Here is a 14,364-nt window from a genome sequence, read left to right as displayed (position 1 = left end):
GGAGCCGACCATGACCCGTTCATTCCGCGTCCTCTATATCGCGCTGTTCCTGCTGGTGCTGCTGGCCCTCGGCGCCTGGTCGATGCGCAGCTTCTTCGGCTTCAGCACCAATGCCGACGCGACCGTGCTGAACGGCCGCTGGACCAAAGCCGTCGAGACGCACTACGACGACCAGTTCCCGATCAAGCGCATCGGCACCAACCTGTGGGCCGCGCTGGACTACAAGCTGTTCAACGAAGGCCGCCCTGGCGTGGTGCTGGGCCGCGATCACTGGTTGTACAGCGACGAGGAATTCAACCCGATCGTCAACGAAGACCAGAACCTGCAAGGCAACTACGCGCTGGTCGAAGGCGTGCGCCAGAAGCTCAAGGCTCAGGGCATTGAGTTGGTCATGGCGATTGTGCCGGCCAAGGTGCGCCTGTACCCGGAACACCTGGGCGAAGTGAAACCGGCGAGCATCCACGCCAACCTGTATGAGGACTTCCACGCCCGTGTCGCCGCCGACAAGATCATCGCGCCCGACCTGCTTGGCCCGCTGCAACAGGCCAAGCTGGGCGGCACGCAAGTGTTCCTGCGCACCGACACCCACTGGACCCCGGACGGCGCCGAAATTGCCGCCAAGCAACTGGCCAAGGTGATCACCGAAAAGGCCCCGCTCAGCGGTGAGCCGCAGCGCTTTGTCACCGAAGCCGAAAAAACCGAGCCGCATAAAGGCGACCTGCGTCTGTTCCTGCCGCTGGACCCGCTGTTCGAAAACCTGATGCCGCCCAAAGAGCCGCTGCAAAAACGCGTCACCCACCTGGCTGAAAACAAGGGCGACGATGGCCTGTTCAGCGACAGCGAAACCCCGGTGGCACTGGTCGGCACCAGCTACAGCGCCAACCCTAACTGGAACTTCGTCGGCGCCCTCAAGCAAGCCTTGCACAGCGACGTCATCAACTACTCCGAAGACGGCCACGGCCCGATTCTGCCGATGCTCAGCTACCTCAAAAGCGACGACTTCAAGAACAGCCCGCCACAGGTGCTGATCTGGGAGTTCCCTGAACGTTATCTGCCCGTCAACAACGAAATCGGTGATGCCGACCCGCAGTGGGTTGCGCAGCTTAAACAAGCCGGTTCGCGCCAACAGAACATGGCACTGAACACCCCAGCTAAAACCCAAAAACCCGAGACGCCCGACCGGGCGCAAAACTGAAAGAGAGGTAACTCACATGACTTTCACTACTACTCCGCGTCGTCTCGCCAAGACCCTGGCCATTGCTGCCGGCTTGAGCTTCGTATCGATGTCCGCCTTCGCCGGGGGCGACGCCGCCCTTTACGGCCCAACCGCGCCGAAAGGCTCAAGCTTTGTACGTGTGTACAACGCCAGCAACCAGGAAGTCAGCGCCACCGTCGGCGCCACCAACCTGAGCGACGTTGCGCCACTGGCCAGCAGCGATTTCAGCTTCATGCCCGGCGGTGACTACAGCGCCAAGGTCGGCAGCCAGACCGTGCCGGTCAAACTCGCCGCCGACCACTACTACACCCTGGTCAACAGCGGCAGCGGCCAGCCCCAACTGATCGAAGAACCGCCGTTCAAGAACAAGCAGAAATCCCTGGTACGCGTGCAGAACCTCAGCGACAAGGCCCTGACCCTGAAAACTGCCGACGGCAAGACCGATGTGGTCAAGTCGGTGGCCGCCAAGGGCCGTGGCGAGCGCGAAATCAACCCGGTGAAGGTGAGCCTGGCGTTGTATGACGGTGACAAGAAAGTCGGCGATGTGAAGCCGGTGGCGTTGGAACGTGGTGAAGCGGCGGTGCTGTATGTCACCGGTTCCGGTTCGAGCATTTCGCCAGTCTGGGTGAAACGCCCAGTGTCGACCCGCTAATGATTTCTCTGTGGGAGCCGGGCTTGCCCGCGATGGCATCACCTCGGTGTCACTGACAGACCGAGTTGCCTGCATCGCAGGCAAGCCAGCTCCCACAGAGACCGAGACAAAAACAAGAGTGGAACGACAAACCTTCGTAGCTCTGACCCAAATCGATTCAAGGAGAAACCCCCATGATTCCAGTAATCCTTTCCGGTGGTAGCGGCTCACGTCTTTGGCCGCTTTCGCGTAAACAGTTCCCTAAGCAATTCCTGGCCCTGACCGGCGAGCACACCCTGTTCCAGCAAACCCTGGAGCGTCTGGTGTTCGAAGGCATGGATTCCCCTATCGTGGTCTGCAACAAGGACCACCGTTTCATCGTCAACGAGCAACTGAGCACGCGTAAGCTCGAATGCCAGCGCATCCTGATGGAGCCGTTCGGTCGCAACACTGCGCCGGCCGTGGCCCTGACGGCGATGATGCTGGTCAACGAAGGCCGCGACGAGCTGATGCTGGTGCTGCCGGCCGACCACGTGATCGACGACCAGAAAGCCCTGCAACGCGCCCTGGCCCTGGCCACCGTGGCCGCCGAGCGTGGCGAGATGGTGCTGTTCGGCGTACCGGCCACCCGTCCGGAAACCGGTTATGGCTACATCAAGTCCACCAACGATTCGCTGCTGCCCGAAGGCGTGAGCCGCGTTGAACAGTTCGTCGAAAAGCCCAATGAAAAACGCGCCGTCGAGTTTGTCAAAAGCGGCGGTTACTTCTGGAACAGCGGCATGTTCCTGTTCCGCGCCAGCCGCTTCCTCGAAGAGCTGAAAAAACACGATCCGGACATCTACGACACCTGCCTGTTGACCCTGGAACGCAGCGAGCAGACCGCCGACACCGTGACCTTCGACGAAGCCACCTTCGCCTGCTGCCCGGACAATTCCATCGACTACGCCGTGATGGAAAAAACCCAGCGCGCCTGCGTGGTACCGCTGAGCGCCGGCTGGAGCGATGTGGGTTGCTGGGCCTCGCTGTGGGCGGTCAACGACAAAGACATCCACGGTAACGTCAGCAAAGGCGACGTGGTGATCCAGGACAGCCGCAATTGCATGATTCACGGCAACGGCAAGCTGGTGTCGGTGATCGGCCTGGACAACATCGTGGTGGTGGAAACCAAGGACGCGATGATGATTGCCCACAAGGACAAGGTCCAGGGCGTCAAGCAGATGGTCAGCACCCTGAACGACCAGGGCCGCAGCGAAACCCAGAACCACTGCGAAGTCTATCGTCCGTGGGGCTCTTACGACTCGGTGGACATGGGCGGCCGCTTCCAGGTCAAGCACATCTCGGTCAAGCCGGGCGCGTGCCTGTCCCTGCAAATGCACCACCACCGCGCCGAGCACTGGATCGTGGTCAGCGGCACGGCCGAAGTCACGTGTGACGAGAACGTGTTCCTGCTCTGCGAGAACCAGTCCACCTACATCCCGATCGCCTCGGTGCACCGCCTGCGCAACCCGGGCAAGATCCCGTTGGAAATCATCGAAGTGCAATCGGGCAGCTACCTGGGCGAAGACGATATCGAGCGGTTCGAAGATATCTACGGACGCTCCACCCCGGTAGAACGTGGCGTGTCGGTGAAAACTATCGCGCAGTAAAACAGTCGTAGAAAGAAGCCCTCATCCAGCCCATTGCGTCCCCTATCCGCAGTGGGTTGGGTGGGGGCTTTTTTTTGGTTTTTGGGGGGAATGTGCGGGCCTCATCGCAGGCAAGCCAGCTCCCACAGTTAACCGCATTCCAGCGGGTGTACCCGGTCAACTGTGGGAGCTGGCTTGCCTGCGATGGCGTCCGAAAGCACAAAAACACTCATGCACTGAGCACCCGAGCTACCTGAACGGGACCAGCCTGCAATTGGCCGAAACCGGTTTGACCTTGGTTGAGGCGTGCACCGAAGGATTGCACGCGGATTCTTCTGCTCAGCCAGTCAGTCATCGGGGGCGAGCCCCCTCCCACCTTTTGATTGGTGAATGCAGTCCAAGGTGGGCGCTGGCTTGCCTGCGATGGCGGCCGCCCAGCCAACACACCGCTCAAGCTCGCCAATCCCACCTACGCTTAAGTTAGGATGCTCGTTCCCTATTCGAGGTGGTCTCCATGTTCTTCGGCGTTCTCCTGATCATCACCTGGCTGATCCTGCTGCTGCGCTACCCGGCCAAGGCGTTGCCGGTGTCGCTGGCGGCCGCCGTCGGCCTGGGCTGTGTGGCGATTTGGGTGGTGTGGCTGGACAGCCGCGAAGCCTCGCAACTGTCGCGCCTGGAACTGCGCATCAGCTATGCGCCGCAGGAATGCCCGCCAGACCGGCCGCTCAAACTGGTCCTGAGCAACGGCAACGACGTACCGCTGACCGAACTGCGCTGGCGCGTTGCAGCCTATGCGCCGGGCGACTCCGTCAACCTGGCCGACAATGTCTACGCCGCCCCACGCTATCGCGGCCCCGGCGAGTTGCAGGCCGGCGCCACCTGGGACGACTGCCTGCCCACACCACCGCTGCGCCCCGGCTACCGCCCGCAAACCCTGGAATTTCGCGCCGAGCATCTGCAAGGCAGTTTCTCGGACTGACAAAGGATTGATTCATGCCCACTGTACTGATCACCGGCTGCTCCAGCGGCATCGGCCGCGCCCTGGCCGATGCCTTCAAAACCGCAGGCTATGAAGTGTGGGCCAGCGCCCGCCAGCCTGATGATGTCAGCGCCCTGGCTGCCGCCGGTTTCAAGGCCGTGCAACTGGACGTCAACGACGCCATGGCGCTCAAGGCGCTCGCCGAACAGATCGGCGGGCTGGACGTGCTGATCAACAACGCCGGTTATGGCGCCATGGGCCCGCTGCTCGACGGCGGCACCGAGGCCATGCAACGCCAGTTCGAAACCAATGTGTTTTCCATCGTCGGCGTGACCCAGGCGCTGTTTCCTGCGCTGCGTCGCGCCAAAGGCCTGGTGGTGAACATCGGCAGTGTCTCCGGCGTCTTGGTGACACCGTTTGCCGGTGCCTACTGCGCCTCGAAAGCGGCAGTGCACGCGCTGAGCGACGCACTGCGCATGGAGCTGGCACCCTTTGGTGTGCGCGTGATGGAAGTGCAGCCGGGCGCTATCGACACGCACTTTGCGAAAAACGCCGGCGCCCAGGCCGAGCTGTTGATCAACGAAAAATCGCCATGGTGGCCGTTGCGCGAAGGCATTCGTGCGCGCTCCCAGGCCTCGCAGAACAACCCGACCTCAGCCGAGCAATTCGCGGCGCAGGTGTTAAAGGCGGTGCAACAGTCAACGCCGCCAAGGCTGCTGCGCGCGGGCAATGGCTGTCGGGCGCTGCCACTGATGGCGGCCTTGGTGCCCAAGGCCCTGTTGGAAAAAGTGTTGAAGAAGCGCTTCGGCCTGTCGGGCTCGCTCTAGCCTTTCATGAAATCGATAAACGCCCGCACCTTGAGCGGCAAATGCCGGGTGTCCGGGTACATCGCGTAGATCCCCTGTGGCGCAAAGCGATGGTCCGCCAACAAGCGCACCAAGCGCCCCGCCGCCAGGTCATCCTGCACCAACCATTGGGGCAGCACCGCCACGCCGTGGCCGCGCACGGCAAACGCCTGAAGCACGGCCGCACTGTCGGCCACCAGCGCAGTCGGCCCGGCACGGTATTGACGCTCGCCGCCGGCCGGGTCGGTCAGGCTCAGTTCGGTCAAACGGCCATGGCCCAGCCTGGGCACCTGTTCCAACGCATCCAGCGTTTGCACCTCGGCAAACTCGGGCGCCGCCACTGCAAACACCTCAAAGGTCGACAACTGCACCGCACGGTGGTTGGAGTCGAGCAGGCGACCCAGCCGAATCGCCACATCAAAGCGTTCGGAGATCAAATCGGCGTGGGTCGAGGAAGTGGATAAGTGAATGTTCAGGTCCGGGTGCAAGCGGCGAAAGGCTTCCACCGCCGGAGCAACCACTGCCAGCGCATATTCCACCGTGGTGGTGATGCGCAACGTGCCTTTGAGCTGGGCATGCTCGGAGCGCGCCTCCTCCACCGCCAGGCGCGCTTCTTCAAGCATGCGTGTGCAGCGCAGGTAAAAGCGCTCGCCGGCATCGGTCAGCGCCAGTTGGCAGGTGTTGCGGGTCAGCAGGGTCACGCCCAGCTCCGCCTCCAGGCGCTTGAGGTTGAAGCTGACCACGGCGCGGGTCTGGCCCAGCAAATCGGCCGCTGCGGTAAGCGAACCGGCCTCTACTACAGCCTTGAAGGTGTCGAATCGGTCCAGGCTGACCATCGGCCACGCCCTCCTTTGTCAAAATATTTTTGACAAACTAACAGGCAAACCGGCGTAGCCCAAACCCTGCCGGCGGCCTACCCTGCGCGCTTCATTCGCAGGATCGCGTCCATGACCTACCGCTCGAAAGTCGCCTGGATCTTTTTATTCGGCTTTGCCCTGGACCTGGTGAACATGTTTGTCGCCACGGTCGCCTACCCGGACATCGCCCGCGAACTGCACGCCTCGGTCACGCAATTGGCCTGGATCAGCAACGCCTACATGCTTGGGTTGACCGTGATCATTCCCCTGAGCGTGTGGCTGGCGGCACTGATGGGCGAGCGAACGCTGATCGCGGCGAGCCTGCTGTTATTCGCGGGGGCTTCACTGATGGTCGGCCAGGCGAGTTCAATCCAAACCCTGATTGGCTGGCGGACGCTGCAAGGCTTGGGCGGCGGACTGCTGATTCCCGTGGGCCAGGCCATGGCCTACCGGCACTTTCCAGCGGCAGAGCGCAGCCAGTTGACGGCGCGGGTGATGTCGGTGGCGCTGCTGGTGCCGGCGCTGTCGCCGGCCCTGGGCGGGTTGATTGTCGACAGCCTGTCGTGGCGCTGGATCTTCTATGCCAACCTGCCGCTGGCGTTGATCACTTTGTTGCTGGCACTGCTGTGGATAAAACCTGACGCGCTTGCCACGGAGCGCCCGGCCCTGGACGTGGGCAGCATCTTCAAGCAGATCCGTAGCCCGATGCTGCGCGTGGCGATGTTGGTCTATCTGTTCATCCCCGGCGTCTTTATCGGTACCAGCCTGATCGCCATCCTCTACCTGCGCGGCCTCGGCTATGACGCCACGCAGACCGGCGCGCTGATGCTGCCGTGGGCACTGGCGTCAGCGCTGGCGATTTTCCTGAGCAAAACACTGTTTAACCGCTGCGGCCCCAAACCCTTGCTGCTGGCGGGCATGGCGTTGCAATGCATCGGCATCCTGTTGCTCAACCAACCCGCCTGGGTGATTGCGGCCTATGCCTTGATGGGCCTGGGTGGCAGCTTGTGCAGCAGCACCGCGCAGACGCTGGCGTTTCTCGACATACCCGCAGAACGCATGGGCCATGCCAGCGCCCTGTGGAATATCAATCGGCAAGTGAGCTTTTGCCTCGGCGCGGCGGCGCTCAGTGCGCTGTTGTCGGCCTTGGATTCCTTCGCCATAACCTTCACGATAGCGGCAGCCCTGACACTGCTGCCCCTTTTTGCAGTGCTGCGCCTGGACGCTTCCAGAGTACGGACACTGCTTCACCCAGCCAACGAGCCCAGCCATGATTGATTACAGCGATTTTTTTGAAGAAGTGATCCAGACCCATGTCGAGATCGAGCAATGGTTTGCCGGCGTTGCGCCTGAAGGCACACTGCAAACGTTGCTGGCGCGCTTCTCACCCGACTTCAGCATGATCGCGCCCGCCACCGGTACGCGGGTAAATGCGGCCGGGGTGAAGGCACTGTTTACCCGCCTTGGCGGTATGCGCCCGGGCTTGAAAATCACCTTGAGCGAAATGACCGGGATCGACCGCCATGCACGCGGCGCCACGGTGACCTACCGCGAACACCAGATCGATGACAGCGGCACGCAGACTGATCGACGCGCCACCGTGGTGTTCGAGAAGCAGGCCAGTGGAGCCTTGCTGTGGCGCCATCTGCACGAAACCTTTATCAAGGCTTAACAGGGTCAAAACTGTGGGAGCGGGCTTGCTCGCGAAGGCGGCGGATCAGTCAACACTTGCTTCAACTGACACTCCGTCTTCGCGAGCAAGCCCGCTCCCACATAAGCCTGCTCCGGCCGTTAGTGTTGCGTTGGGTTGACGATGACGGTGCAAGTAATGCCCGCCGCCAACAGCACGCCGTCGGGCACTTCATCAATGTGAATGCGCACCGGCACGCGCTGGGCCAGGCGCACCCAGTTGAAGGTCGGGTTCACATCGGCGATCAGTTCGCGGCTCTCGGGGTTATCGCGGTCGTAGATGCCGCGCGAGATGCTTTCCACGTGGCCCTTGAGCGTCTCGCCACTCATCAATTGCATATCGGCCTCATCACCAACTTTGACGTGGGGCAGCTTGGTTTCTTCAAAGAAGCCATACACCCAGAACGAATTCATATCGACCACGGCCATTTTTGCTTCGCCAATACGCGCGTAGTCGCCACGGTGCACGTTGAGGTTGGTGACGTAGCCGTCCACCGCCGCCACCACTTGAGTGCGTTTCAAATTCAGCTCAGCCGCCTCTAACTGCGCCAACGCGTGTTGGTAATCGGCCAACGCCGAGTCGGCGATGTTGCTCGCGTCGTCGCGGTTTTCCTTGGAGATCACCAGGGCGTCGAGGTCGGCGCGGCGGTGCGCGTTGACCTTGCGCATCTCCCACGTGGCCTTGCGCGAGGCCACCAGCGACTGCGCCTGCTTGACCGCGATGCGGTAGTGCTCGGGGTCGATCTGCATCAGCAGGTCGCCCTTCTTCACCAACTGGTTGTCACGCACCGGCACCTCCACCACTTCACCGGTGACGTCGGCCGCCACGTTGATGATGTCGGCGCGCACACGACCGTCGCGGGTCCACGGGGTCTCCATGTAGTGCACCCACAGCGTGCGGCCAATCCAGATCGCCAAAGCCAGTACCAGCAACGTCGCGAGCAGGCTGAAAAACTTTTTCATCGGGGCATTCTCAACGGTAGACGGTCAGCGCCAGGGCGCCGAACAAGCAGACGAACAGGCTCAGGCGCAGCAACGCCGGGTGCCAGAAAAAACGGTACAGGTCGAACCCGGCCAGGAAGCGGTCCAAGGCCCAGGCCAGCCCTGCGGCGATAAAAAACATCAGGGTCATGGTCGGCATGTAGACGCCGTGGAATGCGATTTCACGAGGCATTCGGGGATCCTTTGAGGGCGGCCAGGGGCGATTGCGGGTCCAGCAACGACGTGCGGATAAAGTGCAGGTAGCTTTTCACCCGGCGCAACGCCGAGGTGTCGAAGTGCGGGGCGAAGGGTTCATCGGTGGCTTGCACGCGGCTGATCGCATGGTCGACGGCAATCAACCCGCGCTCCAGGTTGCTGGCGCTCGGTTGCAGGAACAGCCGCACCAGCGAGCGGCCCATCACGCGGATCGCCTGACGCCAGGGTTGCGACTCGGCATACGCCGGGTGCACCGGCAATATCGCCTGCTCCTTGCGCAACTCGATGATCGCGTGGCCGACTTCCAGCACCACGAACATCCAGCGCAGCAAGTCGCGTTGCACGTGCGGCTGGCCGACGGCGAGGCCGTAGGCCTGGTGCAGCAGGTCGCGGGTGCGGCTTTCAAAACTCGACGCCAGACCCTTGAGCTTGCCGCTGATGGCGTACACCACCTGCTCGCGCAGATCCTGTTCCAGGCGGCGCCATAACCAGCGGCTGTTCGGCGGCAGGATAATCGCGCCAGCTGCCGCGCACACCAGCATGCCAATGACCATGGCGATGTAGTCATTGATAAAGCTGTAAGGGTTGTAGACCGTGAGGTTGTCCGGCACCGAGCCGGTGCTGAAAAAGATCAGCAAGCCTACGCCGACGCCGGCGTATCGCGGGCGGGAGGCGAGGAACGAGCCGAAGATAATCACCGGCGCAAGCATCATGCACAGCAGCGGGAAGCCGTCGATCCACGGGAACACAAAGAACATTTCGACGAAGCCCACCAACGCGCCGATCAAGGTGCCGCAAGCCATCTGGAAGGCCATGCGTTTCGGGTTGGGCGTGGCGGCGGACAGGCCGACGGTGGCGGCGGCGATCAGGGTCATGGTCGCGCCGCTGGGCCAGGCGGTGGCCACCCAGTAACTGCCCAGCACGATCAGGATAAAGGACGCGCGAATCCCTGAAGCGGCGCAGGCCAGCCAGTTGGTTTTCGGCGTGTAGGCTTCGCTCCATCGCTCGCGCTCATGGCTGTGATCGGCCAGCGATGCGTGGGTCTGCGCGTAGTTGTGCAGGTCATCGACAAAGCGGTAAAGCAACTCGTAGGCGGTATGAAAATCCAGCTGCTCGGCTTCGCTCGGATTGCCCTGCTGAAAATTCGCACGCAGGCTGCGCACCTTGGCGGGCAGTCCATCCTTATAGGCGCTCAATTGATTGACCAGGCGCGCCGCGTCGGGGCTGGTGAGCGCACGGCCGGAGAAACCGTCAAGGACTTCGGCCAGGTCTTGCAGGCCGGGCTTGATGGCCGCGGCAACGTGATCGGCTGCATCCGTGCGCAGCCGCTCAAGCAACTGGTGCAAGGCGTTGAAGCGCGTGGTGATGCTCATGAATTCACTGTTGAGGCGACTCAACCGGCCATTGCGCCGCCGCATGTGCGGGTCTTCAAATACGGTAACGCTGCGCAGCCCTTCCAGGCCCACGGCCTCGGCGATAAAGCGCACATTGCTGGCCTCGAACCCTTCACGCTGGCTGCGCCCACGCAGGCCGTCGGTGACAAACAGCGCGAACACGCCGAAGCGCTGGTACAAGGCGTTGCGCATCGCGGCGCTGCTGGTTTGCGGCAGGATCGCGGCGCTGACCAACGTCGAGCACAGTATTCCCAAAGAGATTTCCAGCACCCGCCACACCGCCGCCATAAAGGCCCCGTCCGGATGCGCCAGCGCGGGCAAACCCACCATCGCCGCGGTGTAACCCGCCAGCACAAACCCATAGGCGCGAAAGTTGCGATTACGCGTCGCACCGGCCGTGCAAATGCCCACCCAGATCGCCAACGCGCCGAGGAATAATTCGGTGTTCTGCGCAAACAGAGCGATCAACAAGACCATTACCGCCGACCCCGCCAGGGTGCCAAGGAAGCGGTAAAAACTCTTGGCGAAGACCTGGCCGCTCTGCGGTTGCATCACGATAAACACAGTGATCATCGCGGTGCGCGGTTGCGGCAGTTCCAGGCGCATCGCCAGCCACAGCGTGAGGAACGCGGCGATCAGCACCTTGAAGATATAGACCCAGGTCACGCCATCGCTGCGTGCCCAGTCGAAAAAACCACGGCGCCACTCCAGGGAGTGCAACCAGCGCAGCGGTGCAGGCAAGGGCGTCATCAAATCCTACTCAGTGATCAAATACGGCAAGCGCCGCCGGGGTCTTGCTCGGGAGGGTCTTGGTGTCTGGCGGCGCATCGTTGCCGGCGCCGAGCCCGCCGCCCAGGGCGGTGACCAGTTCGGCGTGGGCACTCAGGCGTGCGGCTTGCACCTGTTGCTCGATTTGCTGCTGGTGAAACAGCAAGGTCTGGGCGTTCAGCACGTTGAGGTAATCGGTGAGGCCGCGCTGGTAGGCGATCATCGCGATGTCGTAGGTTTTCTGCGCAGAGGCCACGGACTGCGCGGCGAAGGACGCCTGCTTGTCCATCGATTCGCGGCGGATCAACTGGTCGCTGATGCCCTTGAGCGCGTTGACCAGCGTCTGGTTGTACTTGGCCACGGCCAGGTCATAACCGGCGCTGGCTTCGCCCAGTTGCCCACGCAAACGACCGCCGTCGAAGATCGGCAAGGTGATCGCCGGGCCGACGTTGTAGTTGAGTTTCTCGCCACTGAGAAACCCCAGCATGGCGCCGCCGGTCGCCATGTAGCCGAGGCTGCCGACCAAGTCGACGTTGGGATAGAACCCGGCATGCGCCACATCGATGCCACGCGCTTGCGCGGCGACTTGCCAGCGGCTGGCAACCACGTCCGGGCGCTGACCGAGCAATTGCGCCGGCAAGCTCGACGGCAATTTCAGCGGCGCGGCGAGGGACAAACTCGGGCGTTGCAGTTGCGCGCCCTCGCCCGGACCTTTGCCCGCCAAGGCAGCCAACTGGTTACGGCTCAGGGCGATTTCCTCGTCCAGCGCGTCGAGCTGGCGATGGGTCTCCGGCAACGGCGTTTCGGCCTGGCTGACGTCGAAGTGCGTGCCGATCCCGGCGTTCAGGCGTTTATTGGCCAAGTCGAGAATCTGCTGTTGCTGGGCCAGGGTGGCGGCGACGATGTCGCGGTTGGCGTAATGCAACGACAACTGGATGTAGGCGCGCACCACGTTGTTCTGCAATTCGAGCTGGGCCTGGCGCGCTTCGGCGGCGCTCATATGCGCCAGGTCGACGGCGCGTTCGCTGGCGTTGCTTTCGCGGCCCCACAGGTCAAGGGCATAGCTCAGGCCCAGGGACGAATTGTTGTCCCAGGTGGTTGTTCCGCTCAACTCGCCGGGGCCGTAGAACTGATCCTTCGGCCAGTTGTGGCGTTTGAGGGTGGTGTCGCTGTTGATCTGCAACGACTCAGCCGACTCGGCAATGCCGGCCATGGCCCGCGCCTCACGCACCCGCGCGGCGGCCATGGCCAGGCTCGGGCTGTTTTGCGTGGCACGTTGCACCCACTGATTGAGTTGCGGATCGCCATAGGCTTGCCACCATTGCGTGGTGGGCCAGTGGGCGTCGTGGGCGGCACTCTGGATGGCTTGGTCGGTGGCCAGGTTATTGGCGTTGAGGGCTTGGCCTTGGGGGGCGATTCCTCCGGTTCCGATGCAGCCGCTGATTGCTAACGATAAGGCCCAAACACTGAGAGTCTTCAGCTCTCTGATGATGTGACGCGGCACGGCAAGCGTATTCCTGAGGTGGTGTTGCGCAAGAGGTGGCGCAATTCTAGGGGGCGGCATGGGGAACGATAAGCTGGCATTCCTGTGAATCTTTGTTACCGTTCAGGCGATAATCCGTTGGTAGGGATCACTGGACGGCGTAACTTTCTGTCACAATTTGCTATCTCCCCTGAGAACACTCCATGGACACTTTGCAAAACATGCGCGCTTTCAGTTGCGTGGCCGAAGCCGGCAGCTTCACCGCCGCCGCCGTGCAACTGGACACCACCACGGCCAACGTCTCGCGCGCGGTCTCCAACCTGGAAGCCCATCTGCAAACCCGCTTGCTCAACCGCACCACCCGCCGCATCGCGCTGACCGAAGCCGGTAAACGCTATTTGCTGCGTTGCGAGCAGATCCTGGCCTACGTGGAAGAAGCCGAAGCCGAAGCCAGCGACGCGCACGCGCGGCCGGCCGGGCAGTTGAAAGTGCACACCATGACCGGTATCGGCCAGCATTTCGTGATTGACGCCATTGCCCGCTACCGCCGTACGCATCCCGACGTGACCTTCGACCTGACCCTGGCCAACCGCGTGCCGGACTTGCTCGATGAGGGTTACGACGTGTCGATCGTGCTGGCCAGTGAATTGCCGGACTCGGGGTTTGTGTCCCAGCGACTGGGCATTACCTACAGCATCGCGTGTGCGTCGCCGGATTACGTCAAGGCCAAGGGCTGTGCGCAACGGCCGCAGGATTTGCTCAACCATGCGTGCCTGCGGTTGGTGAGCCCGGTGATCCAGCTGGATAAATGGACCTTCAACGGGCCGGAAGGTCAGGAAAGTGTGGCGATCAATACGTCGCCGTTTCTGGTTAATTCGGCGGACGCGATGAAAACGGCGATCACCAGTGGCATGGGCGTGGGGTTGTTGCCGGTGTATGCGGCTATCGAGGGGTTGCGTAACGGCACGCTGGTGCGGGTGATGCCTAACTACCGTTCGCAAGAGCTGAACTTGTATGCGATCTACCCGTCGCGCCAGTACCTGGATGCGAAGATCAAGACGTGGGTTGAATACCTGCGCGGGTCGTTGCCCGAGATTTTGGCGGCGCATCAGGCGGAGTTGGTGGCGTATGAGTTGAGTGGGAGTCTTAGCGGGGCGCGGTTGGCTAACTGACTGGGCTTTTGGGTTGGGTTTTGGGGGCATATCCGGTATTTGCGTGATGGCCTCTTTGGGTTCCGCCCTTACGGCGGGTCACTTTGGAAAAGCCCCAAAGTAACCAAAGGGCTCTTGCCCCACCACTCGGCACCTCGCTCACGCTTCGGTGTGCCCGAACGAAGGCTTGAATCCGTGGGCCGCCGTGACGGGCCATCCATGGCCCAACACGGCTAACCCGGCGTCCTGCCGGGTTGCCCACGGATTCAAGCCTGCGTTCGGCCAGCGTGGTTTAACGGGGCGCCCAAGATCAAAGTCAAAAGCAGATCAAGATCAAAAGCAGAGCACGGCGGCCTGGTAGCCGACCTGAGTGGTTAGATCAAAAGCGGACGCGAGGCGGCCTGACAGCCGACCTGATCTTGAAGGCTGAACTCAATCGAATGTGGGAGCTGGCTTGCCTGCGATGGCATCAACTGGTTGTGCCTGATAGACCGAGGTGCCTGCATCGCAGGCAAGCCAGCTCCCACAG

13 protein-coding genes are annotated in these 14,364 nt (G+C 62.2%); 8 read left to right on the top strand and 5 right to left on the bottom strand.

All coding sequences use genetic code 11. The features are described from left to right. Positions 1–10 precede the first annotated feature (10 nt). The 5 genes from AACV02_RS06515 (at position 11) to AACV02_RS06495 (ending at position 5,278) form a co-directional block, all read left to right on the top strand. Positions 11–1,195 (top strand): alginate O-acetyltransferase, encoded by a 1,185-nt coding sequence (locus AACV02_RS06515; RefSeq protein WP_119738430.1) that lies wholly within the window; start codon positions 11–13, stop codon positions 1,193–1,195. 16 nt (positions 1,196–1,211) lie between these two features. After that, the gene (locus AACV02_RS06510; RefSeq protein ID WP_053254501.1) at positions 1,212–1,868 is read left to right on the top strand and encodes an alginate O-acetyltransferase AlgF; all 657 of its coding nucleotides are present in this window, start codon (positions 1,212–1,214) and stop codon (positions 1,866–1,868) included. A 173-nt stretch (positions 1,869–2,041) separates the two neighbouring features. Continuing rightward, the gene (locus tag AACV02_RS06505; protein WP_119738428.1) at positions 2,042–3,493 is read left to right on the top strand and encodes a mannose-1-phosphate guanylyltransferase/mannose-6-phosphate isomerase; all 1,452 of its coding nucleotides are present in this window, start codon (positions 2,042–2,044) and stop codon (positions 3,491–3,493) included. Between the two features lie 493 nt (positions 3,494–3,986). Continuing rightward, positions 3,987–4,451: a multidrug transporter gene (locus AACV02_RS06500; RefSeq protein ID WP_106579538.1), complete on the top strand. Its 465-nt coding sequence runs from the start codon at positions 3,987–3,989 to the stop codon at positions 4,449–4,451. 14 nt (positions 4,452–4,465) lie between these two features. After that, positions 4,466–5,278 carry an SDR family oxidoreductase gene (locus tag AACV02_RS06495; RefSeq protein WP_119738424.1) on the top strand — a complete coding sequence of 271 codons (813 nt, stop codon included), beginning with the start codon at positions 4,466–4,468 and terminating at the stop codon, positions 5,276–5,278. Here AACV02_RS06495 and AACV02_RS06490 read toward each other — a convergent pair. Then, on the bottom strand, positions 5,275–6,132 hold the full coding sequence (locus AACV02_RS06490) for a LysR family transcriptional regulator (protein WP_119738422.1): 858 nt from the start codon (positions 6,130–6,132) through the stop codon (positions 5,275–5,277). The two genes, AACV02_RS06495 and AACV02_RS06490, sit on opposite strands and share 4 nt — an antisense overlap. 111 nt (positions 6,133–6,243) lie before the next feature. Between AACV02_RS06490 and AACV02_RS06485 the strand changes: the two genes are divergently transcribed. Further along, on the top strand, positions 6,244–7,431 hold the full coding sequence (locus tag AACV02_RS06485; RefSeq protein WP_119738419.1) for an MFS transporter: 1,188 nt from the start codon (positions 6,244–6,246) through the stop codon (positions 7,429–7,431). Then, entirely contained in the window at positions 7,424–7,825 is a 402-nt protein-coding gene (locus AACV02_RS06480; RefSeq protein ID WP_119738417.1) for a nuclear transport factor 2 family protein, read from the top strand. The genes AACV02_RS06485 and AACV02_RS06480 overlap by 8 nt, the downstream gene beginning before the upstream one ends. 119 nt (positions 7,826–7,944) lie before the next feature. Here the strand turns inward: AACV02_RS06480 and AACV02_RS06475 are convergent, their stop codons facing one another. Genes AACV02_RS06475 through AACV02_RS06460 form a run of 4 tightly spaced genes read right to left on the bottom strand, consistent with a single transcriptional unit; the run spans position 7,945 to position 12,705 of the window. After that, complete coding sequence (locus AACV02_RS06475; protein WP_106579543.1) at positions 7,945–8,805, bottom strand: efflux RND transporter periplasmic adaptor subunit; 861 nt, start codon at positions 8,803–8,805, stop codon at positions 7,945–7,947. A gap of 10 nt (positions 8,806–8,815) precedes the next feature. Next, positions 8,816–9,016: a DUF1656 domain-containing protein gene (locus AACV02_RS06470; protein ID WP_119738415.1), complete on the bottom strand. Its 201-nt coding sequence runs from the start codon at positions 9,014–9,016 to the stop codon at positions 8,816–8,818. Further along, positions 9,006–11,183, bottom strand: coding sequence for an FUSC family protein (locus tag AACV02_RS06465; RefSeq protein ID WP_119738413.1), 2,178 nt, complete (start codon positions 11,181–11,183; stop codon positions 9,006–9,008). The genes AACV02_RS06470 and AACV02_RS06465 overlap by 11 nt, the downstream gene beginning before the upstream one ends. A gap of 10 nt (positions 11,184–11,193) precedes the next feature. After that, entirely contained in the window at positions 11,194–12,705 is a 1,512-nt protein-coding gene (locus AACV02_RS06460) for an efflux transporter outer membrane subunit (protein ID WP_119738411.1), read from the bottom strand. A gap of 182 nt (positions 12,706–12,887) precedes the next feature. On the opposite strand from AACV02_RS06460, the gene AACV02_RS06455 reads away from it, so the two are divergent. Next, on the top strand, positions 12,888–13,856 hold the full coding sequence (locus AACV02_RS06455) for a LysR family transcriptional regulator (protein ID WP_010213008.1): 969 nt from the start codon (positions 12,888–12,890) through the stop codon (positions 13,854–13,856). The last annotated feature ends 508 nt before the right edge of the window (positions 13,857–14,364 follow it).

Source organism: Pseudomonas sp. Larv2_ips (assembly GCF_963879675.1).
GTDB lineage: Bacteria > Pseudomonadota > Gammaproteobacteria > Pseudomonadales > Pseudomonadaceae > Aquipseudomonas.
This window is presented reverse-complemented; position numbering and strand designations above follow the sequence as displayed.